Below are 7,734 nucleotides of genomic sequence, written 5' to 3'. Positions count from 1 at the left end.
TTGATCTGCCGTGATCGAGATGGCGGTTGATGACACGACTGCTTGTTCTACCCCGTTTCCGCAAGATAACTAGATTTATCCGTCTTTGGTTTTCCCAAGCAACACATAAATGGCTTTTCTAACGTTAGGTATGTGCGTAAGATAGGCTGAAATGCGCCTCCGGAAACTGCCATGCCCCGCCTCGCCGCCACCCCCGACCAGATCCGCGCCACCGTGCTGGCCATGCTCACCGAGGCCGGCGACGCGGCGCCGCCCACGGCCGCACGCTTTCGCCGCGTGGTGTCGGTGCGCAAGCTGCGTGACCGCCTGGGCGGCGGTGACCCTGCAACGCTGTCGCGTACGCTCAACGCGATCGAGGCCGAGGTGGTGCGCTCGGGCCTGGCCGACCTCGCCCTGCCCGAGATTCCGGTCGAGATCGCCGAAGCGATGCGCGCGCTGTGGCAGGCCGCGGTCGCGGTGCAGCTCGACGACGTGGTGCGCCTGAAGCGCGAGGCGCAAGCCACAGCCGACACCGCCGAGGCCGCCCGCGCCGAGGCCGAACTGCGGGTCGAGCTGCTGCGGGCCGAACTGAGCGAGGTGCGCGGCCAGCTCGCCGCGCGCGACACCGCGCTGGCCGTAGCGTGCGCCGCCCAGGCGGCGGCGTGCGCGCGCGCCGATGAGCAAGCCGCACGCCGGGGCGAGCTCGAGGCGGCGCTGGCGACCGCCCAGGAGCGCGCCACGGCGGGCGAGCGCACCCACACCGAGGCGATCGCCACCACCCAGGCGCGCTACGAGGCGCTGTCGAAGCAGCTCCTGCAGGAAACCGCGCACCAGCGCGACGCGGTGCGGGCCGAGCGCGCGCAACTGGCCTCCCAACTCAAATTCGCCGAGCGGCGCATCGCCGCGCTGGAAGACGAGCGCGCACGACTCGACGCCGACCTGGCCAGCGAGCGGGCCGCGCGCCAGACCGCCGCGGGCGAGGCGAGCGCACTCAAGGCCGTCACCGCCAGCCAGCGCGCCCAGCTCGACGAGCTGCTGCGTGCGACCCTGGCCGCGGCGCCACCAGCGGCCAAGACGCGCGTGCCCAGATCGACGGGCAAGGCGGCCGCCAAGCGGACCGCCCAGTCATGAAGCCGGCCGACTGGATCGATACGGGCGCGGTGCCGCCGCGCCCACTGCCGGCCACCGTCGCGGCGGCCCTCGCCTACCTGGCGGAGGCACTCGGGCACCCGGTCTACGCGCACTGGACGCTGGCGCGCGTCAAGCGCCGCTATGGCTCGCTGGCCGACGCCAAGGCCGCGCAGCCGACCGTGCTCAAGCTGCTGCTGGCGCACGATGGGGCAGTCGAATACTGGGAGCGCGGGCGCCTGCGCACGGTGACGGCGGATCTGGCGCCCCGCCCGGAGACGGTCCTCGCGCGGCTGCTGCACACGCACCGGCGCCGCATCCGGTCCACCGCCGCCTTAGCGAGCGAAGCAACGGTGCCGACCGCCGCGGAAGCGAGGGGAGCTGTCGCGGCGAACCCGTGGCTGGCCGCTTACGGCCCTGCTGACCACGCGTGGCTCACGCGCGCCGGCCGCTTCGCCCAGCCGCACGCGGCGGCCAACACGCTCGGCGCCGCCGACGATGCACAGGCGCTGGCGCTCTTCCTGCGCGACCGAACCGGGCGCTCGCCCCACACGTTGCGCGCCTATGGCGCCGAACTGCGCCGCCTGATGCGCTGGTGCGGCGCGCACGAGCTTGGGCCGCTCTCGGACCTCACGCGCCAGCGGTTGCTCGGCTACCGGCACGCGCTGCAGCACGGGGAGACCGGCAGGGAGGACGCCGCGCCGCCCTTGTCAGAAGCGACCCGCACGCGCGCGCTGGCGGTGGTGGCAAGCCTCTACGGCTACTGGTACGACACCGGCTACTTGCATGCCAATCCGGCCGCGGGCCTGTCCGCCGGCAGCCGCACCCGGGCCGGCTTCGCGCCGACGCGGCTGATCCCGCCAGCGCTGCTGGCCGCGTGCGATGCCTGGCTTGAGGCGCCGGAGTTTGCCGCCGCCAACACGACCAACACGCTGGCGGCGCAGCGGCGGCGCGCGATTTGGGCGCTGTATCGTTACGCCGGCGTGCGCCTGGCGGAACTGGCCTGGTCGACAGAGATCGCACTGCCCCGCCTGGAGGCCGAGGCGCCCGGGCGGTGGACGCTCTATGTCTGCGGCAAGGGGCGCAAGGCACGGGCCATTCCGCTGCCGGTGCCGTGCGTGACGGTATTGCGCGCCTACCGACAAGCACGCGGCCTGCCGTCCGAGCCGCCGGCGCACGAGGCGCTGCCTGTAATCCACGGCAACAAGGGCGAAGCGCTACAGTCGGCAGGCCTGTACCGGGAGGTCAAGGCGATCTTTGCGGCCGTGGCCGATGGTCTGCAGGCGCGCGAGCCGGCGCAGGCGCTCTTACTGCGCGCGGCCTCCCCGCACTGGCTGCGCCATGCCTATGCGCGCACACTGGTGGTCGACCACCAGGTGCCGCTGCCGGCCGCCCAGGCGCTGCTCGGCCACGCCTCGGTGCAGACCACGGCGGCCTATGCCAGGACCGACCTGACGCAGTTGCGGGCCTTTGTCGATGCCACGTTTGCGGATGATGGGCCGTAGCGACAGCGCGCGTTGCCTTGTCGCATCGCCACGGCGCGGGTCGCCAGTCCCAGCAACAGCAAAGCTGGGGCGGTCAGCTCGATTGACACCGCCAGGCAGGCCGCAGACTCCGAGGGCACCAGCGGCACCCGGTAGTCCTCGCGGAACAGGTCGAGGGCGGCATTCCAATTGGCCAGCTTGGCGATCGCCGAGTTCCAGAAGGTTGGCTTTTTCTCAGCCCGCACAGCACGACAGTTGCGTGACATCCTTGGCAGCCCTACATGTCCATGCCGTCCATCGATCCTGCCGCGAATGGAAGGTAGTCGCAAAAAGTCCGCCACATTTGGGCCAAATCGCTGACTTTGAAATGGTCGACGAACAAAGCTTCGCGCCTGACAGGGGCTCACACCCTCGCGGTACGTTGCGATCGCAAGTTATAGGTCACGCTGGCAACGATGATGAGGAGAATAGCCACTTGCGCGGCAATGGTTTGCACAGAGGGGTAAACGCCCAAGACATCGATACGCGGCATAGAGAGCGGCGTCACTTGCAACAGGCCAACTTTCTGCAGTGCCGCCACGCCCTTGCCAATCAGGACCACGGCAAGCACGCCAACCAAGGCGGAGCTGAACGCGAAAAATTGTCGAATCGGCAAACGCGCCGTCGATCGCAGGAGCAGAAACGCAATCACTGCCAGCACAGCAATACCGCAACCGAGTCCCGCGAGCATGTAGGCACCGTTGCCATCGGACCACAGGGCCGCGTAGAAGAGCACGGTCTCAAATACTTCCCGGTAGACCGTGACGAACGATAGCAGGAAGAGCATAAACGCCGATTTCCTGTTCAATGCCGACGACAGCTTTTCCTTCACGTACGATTGCCAGCGTCCCGCCAGACTCTTCTGGTGCATCCACATGCCGACGCCGAGTAGGACGACCGCCGCGAAGACCGCGGAGAAGCCTTCGGTCATTTCGCGACTAGCGCCGCTCAGATCAACGACGTAGGTAGCTACCGCCCACGTCAATCCACCGGCTCCCAGCGCAGTGACCCAACCCGCGTGAACGTAGGGAAGGACGTCAGTGCGATTGGCCTTCTTGAGGAACGCCAGCATGGCTACGACTACCAACAGCGCTTCAAGCCCTTCACGAAGCAGGATCGTAAAGGCGCCAAGGAAGGTCGAGAATGCGTCATTGGCGCCTGCGAGCGCTTCCTGCGCCTCGTCCAGCCTTGACTGCAGTTGCGCTGCGATGTCATGCGCGCGCTCTGCCTGGCCATTCGCGACGGCATTTCGATAGAGTCCCATCGTCTTCTCGATGTCCAGGAAGAGAGCCTGGTTCTTGGCAGCCAACGCAGGCTCAACTGGTTCGAACCCATCAAGATATGCGGACAAAGCCAGTTGCGATGCGGCCCGCGTGTCTCCCTTGTCAAGCGCAGTGACACTTTCCTTCAGCTTTTCCTTGGCGATTGAGAGACTATCGGTGGTCGATGCGGCCAGTACGTCCGGTGAGCTTCGCAGGTATGCAAGACCATCACGAGAGGTCTGTGCACCCACGAATTTAGCAAGTGCCGCCTCCGAGGTCTGGCTAAGCTTGTCGAGCGTGGGAACCGCCGCGCGCAGCCCCGGTTCAGCAGTCCAAAGCTTGGCGCCCGCCTGGCGGTCAGTATCTGAATAAGACAGCGTCGAAGCAAAATAGGCCAGAGCCCATCGGTCGTCTTCGGAGAGATGGGCAAAGCCCGGCATCGATGTTCCCTCCACGCCGCGCGTGATGATCTGTTGCAAGGCAAAGACGCTGCGTTCCTGCGCGCGCGCGTGGTCGGCCAGCGCAATCGGGGGCGGGTTGAGTTTCGCTGCGAGGGGGCCGTCCGCGTTACCGGATACGCCGTGGCAGGACGCACAATGGCTTTGATAGAGCTTCGCCCCGTTCTGCAAATCAGGCGCCTTGCTTGGTGCCATAGGAACCGGATAGGCTGTGAGGACGCCGCTGGCCAACTTCCGAGCCAGTTCGGCGACAGTTTCTGGCGAGGCCTTCGCTGCGATGGACAAACGCAATGCGCCAGCGCTCGCGTAAAGAGTTTTGAAGCGGGTCCTTAGGTACGTCGACGTTTTTCTCCATGATCGCGTAGTTAGCGTCGACAACGGGATTTCTTGTTTTGGCGGCGCCTATTGACATCGGCACGTGTATTTGACGGATGCTTTGCTCCGCGTTTTCTGCGCAAGTACCAGGCGAAGCCTATGAGCAGCGCAATCCATGTTACGAAGACGAGCGCCATTGTCGCCAGCACGTTGACTGGAAGGTCTGCAACCGACATGTTTCTCACGCGTGCCACCCATTGGGCAACACCTCACTGCGCAAGGGTTCGACTGGAGATTTCCTCGACATGTGCAAGGAGCCGACTGCACTTCGCCAAACGCTTTTTGCGCATTCACTTATACGGCTGGAATACGGTTGCGTTGCCATCCAAGCCGACCAGCAAGACGTTATAAGGCATGTGTCGATTGTCATATGCAGGGCTGTCCATACCTGGCGCGCCAATTGGCATGCTAGGGACCGCCAGTCCAATCGCGTATGGACTCTCCCGCAGCAATCGCCGAATCTCACGGGCCGGAACATGGCCATCAAGCGCATAGCCTTGAACAAGGCCGGTGTGACAGGAGGCATAGCGCGCTGGCATGCGGACTTTTTGTCTTGCCTCGACCGTGTCTTCGACGTCGTGTACAACCACTTCGAAACCGTTGTTCCGCAAATGCAAAAGCCAATCCCGGCAGCATCCACACGCTGGTGTCTTCCAGACCTCAATCTGGGTCTTGGATGCAGTCTTTTGTGCCCAAGCCAAGGCAGGCAAAAGCACCAGTCCTGCAATGACGGAACGCCTCATTGCTGAGACAGTCTTGATACCCGATAGTCTTGTCATAGTACTTATTCTCGTGCAGCCAAAATCGCCTAGGTTCCCGGCGGCGACAGCACACCAAGCCAAGCGACCGCAGCGAGAATCACTACGGCGAGTCCCGCCTCCATGCAAAGGCTTCGGCGCAGCGCTATAACCGCGTCAGAGTGGTCGCCTACGTCCAATGCCGTCTCCAGCTGTGGACTCAATCGATAGCGATTGGCCGCTGCCAAGCCCAGCATCGCTCCAAACAGGGCGAGTTTGAGCAGCAACAGACGCCCATAAAGGGAAGAGAAGAGTCCGTCAAGTGTCGGGCCTACGATCAGCCAATAGTTGAACACCCCTGTCGCGAGCAAAGTGGCGACAATCAACGTCCCAAGACGGGCAAAGCCATTGGACGTATGGCTCAGAATCTCGACCGCTTCCGTTGAGGCCGCGTGCCGCATGGAAGCCAGGAGCACAAACGCTGCTAATGCGCCGACCCATGCCCCAGCGGCCAGGACGTGGGCAATATCGGATGCAAGATGAAGATATCCCGTCGCACCATCGTGCATCGCCCCGTGCCCAGCCCAAGTGACGGTGACGAGCGCCACGGCGCCCAGGCCGGCACACAACCCAAAATGAGGTATCGGGCGTTTTGCCAACCAAGCAACGACGACCAGGCAGCTCACTAGCGCCACCAAGCGCGCAATCCAGGCCAGTCCGACCGTAGTGGTGGTCAGGATCATGCCGAAGATATGGCTAGTTAGGGCGCCATACTCGGTGGCACCGGTCATGGCTTTGGCCATCACCACGATGCTCCACAGCGACAGGAGGATGCCCAAGGCGGCAGTGGTTCCAACGGTGCAGACGTATCGACGCGCAATCGCCGATGCTCGGTGATCGGGCCGCAACGCTTGCACGCCGAACAGCGAGACACCGAACAGGATCGTCAAATCCAGATACAGCGCAAACCGCAAGGCGATATTGAGCCAATCGTCTGCCATGGTTTTACTTGACCTTAAACGAAATATTCCCCGTCATGGGGTGAGTGTCCGATGAAACTGCGCGCCATTCGACTTTGTACGTCCCGGTCATCAAGGGCTTGGCAGGCGTGATGACCATTGTCTTGGGGTCGTCGCCTGCTGAGACGTTTGCAGCAACCTTCATGGCATCTTGCCCCGACATGCCGGGCATTTCCGTCATCACCAGATTTGCCCCCGAGAATTGCGTCGAGAGACTCTCCGAGAACTTGAGCTCGATCTTTGCCGGCGCGGCTACTTCGGCTTTGTCGGCGGGCGTGGAAGACAACAGCTTGGGATGCGCAAATGCAGCCGTGCTGGCGAGAATGGCCGAGGCCGCGACAACAATGCTGGCAATGTAACGATGGTTCAACATATCAATACCTCCACTGGTGGTGAAAAAGAAAACGACTAGTACCAAACTCGCAGGCCTGCGACAAACCGAGTCTCGCCACTGCGGCCTCCATCAGCCCTGATCATATTGGCCGTGTTGCCAAACGTCTGGTACCGCTCAACGCCGATGTAAGGCGCGAATTGCCGGCTGAATTCGTAACGCAAACGCAGTCCGACGCTAGCGCTAGACAGGCCACTGCCGATCTCCAGAACCGGATCATTTTTCCCATAGAGGTTCGCCTCCACGCGCGGTTGTAGGATGAGGCGCTGGGTCAGCAGCAATTCATACTCCGTGGACAGCCGCAGCGCAGTACGACCACTGTTACCAACGTATGCCGTGGCCTGGATGTTGAACCAGTATGGCGCCAGACCTTGCACGCCAAAAGCCGCCCAGTTCCGCGCTGGACGCCCCGAGCCGACGTCGTTTCGGATCCCAAGCTGGGTGTCCCAGAACGTCGTGATCGCGTGCCCCCACAGCAACTCGGTGCGCGCCTTCTCGAGTCGACCTTTTTTCACATCGCCTTCCGCCTTCAGCACAACCTTGTTGTAAGTGCTTCCGTACCACGCTTGGGCCTCGTAAGACGCGGCGTTGGAGTTAGTCCCGCGCACCCACTCCAGGCGATCAATCAAGAACGATCCAAAATTGTGTTCATCGGCCATCATGAGCTGGCGGGTATTGCCCAGCGCGTACTTTCCAACCCCCAGTTGATATCCACCCGAGTATGCATTCGGATCCCGTGCATCAGGTGGCGGAGAGCCGCCTTGCATTTGCATCGAGCCGTGATCCATGCCCTGCATCGAGCCGTGGTCCATGCCCTGCATCGAGCCGTGGTCCATGCCCTGCATCGAGCCGTGGTCCATGC

7 protein-coding genes and 1 pseudogene are annotated in these 7,734 nt (G+C 63.4%); 2 read left to right on the top strand and 6 right to left on the bottom strand.

Going from position 1 to position 7,734, the window contains the following annotated elements; translation table 11 throughout:
- Positions 1-171: 171 nt before the first annotated feature.
- Positions 172-1,110: a DNA-binding protein gene (locus QZ609_RS22125; RefSeq protein WP_004635320.1), complete on the top strand. Its 939-nt coding sequence runs from the start codon at positions 172-174 to the stop codon at positions 1,108-1,110.
- A complete protein-coding gene (locus tag QZ609_RS22120; protein ID WP_004635319.1) occupies positions 1,107-2,612 on the top strand; it encodes a tyrosine-type recombinase/integrase in 1,506 nt (501 codons plus the stop codon). The genes QZ609_RS22125 and QZ609_RS22120 overlap by 4 nt, the downstream gene beginning before the upstream one ends.
- Before the next feature lie 23 nt (positions 2,613-2,635).
- Here QZ609_RS22120 and QZ609_RS22115 read toward each other — a convergent pair.
- The 6 genes and pseudogenes from QZ609_RS22115 to QZ609_RS22090 all read right to left on the bottom strand — a co-directional run.
- Positions 2,636-2,812, bottom strand: a pseudogene (locus QZ609_RS22115) (DoxX family membrane protein); the annotation flags it as partial.
- A 182-nt stretch (positions 2,813-2,994) separates the two neighbouring features.
- The gene (locus QZ609_RS22110) at positions 2,995-4,635 is read right to left on the bottom strand and encodes a cytochrome c/FTR1 family iron permease (RefSeq protein WP_238563843.1); all 1,641 of its coding nucleotides are present in this window, start codon (positions 4,633-4,635) and stop codon (positions 2,995-2,997) included.
- Between the two features lie 380 nt (positions 4,636-5,015).
- Positions 5,016-5,504, bottom strand: coding sequence for a DUF411 domain-containing protein (locus QZ609_RS22105; protein ID WP_080633406.1), 489 nt, complete (start codon positions 5,502-5,504; stop codon positions 5,016-5,018).
- Positions 5,505-5,533: 29 nt separating this feature from the next.
- Positions 5,534-6,463 carry a copper homeostasis membrane protein CopD gene (gene copD / locus QZ609_RS22100; RefSeq protein WP_004635312.1) on the bottom strand — a complete coding sequence of 310 codons (930 nt, stop codon included), beginning with the start codon at positions 6,461-6,463 and terminating at the stop codon, positions 5,534-5,536.
- A gap of 4 nt (positions 6,464-6,467) precedes the next feature.
- The gene (gene copC, locus QZ609_RS22095) at positions 6,468-6,854 is read right to left on the bottom strand and encodes a copper homeostasis periplasmic binding protein CopC (protein WP_004635311.1); all 387 of its coding nucleotides are present in this window, start codon (positions 6,852-6,854) and stop codon (positions 6,468-6,470) included.
- Positions 6,855-6,889: 35 nt separating this feature from the next.
- A partial coding sequence (locus tag QZ609_RS22090; protein WP_295499550.1) for a copper resistance protein B occupies positions 6,890-7,734 on the bottom strand: 845 nt, incomplete at its 5' end.

The sequence above is a fragment of the uncultured Ralstonia sp. genome (assembly GCA_913056305.1).
Lineage (GTDB): Bacteria > Pseudomonadota > Gammaproteobacteria > Burkholderiales > Burkholderiaceae > Ralstonia.
Note: the sequence above shows the minus strand (reverse complement) of the source record. Positions and strands in the feature narration are given on the sequence as shown.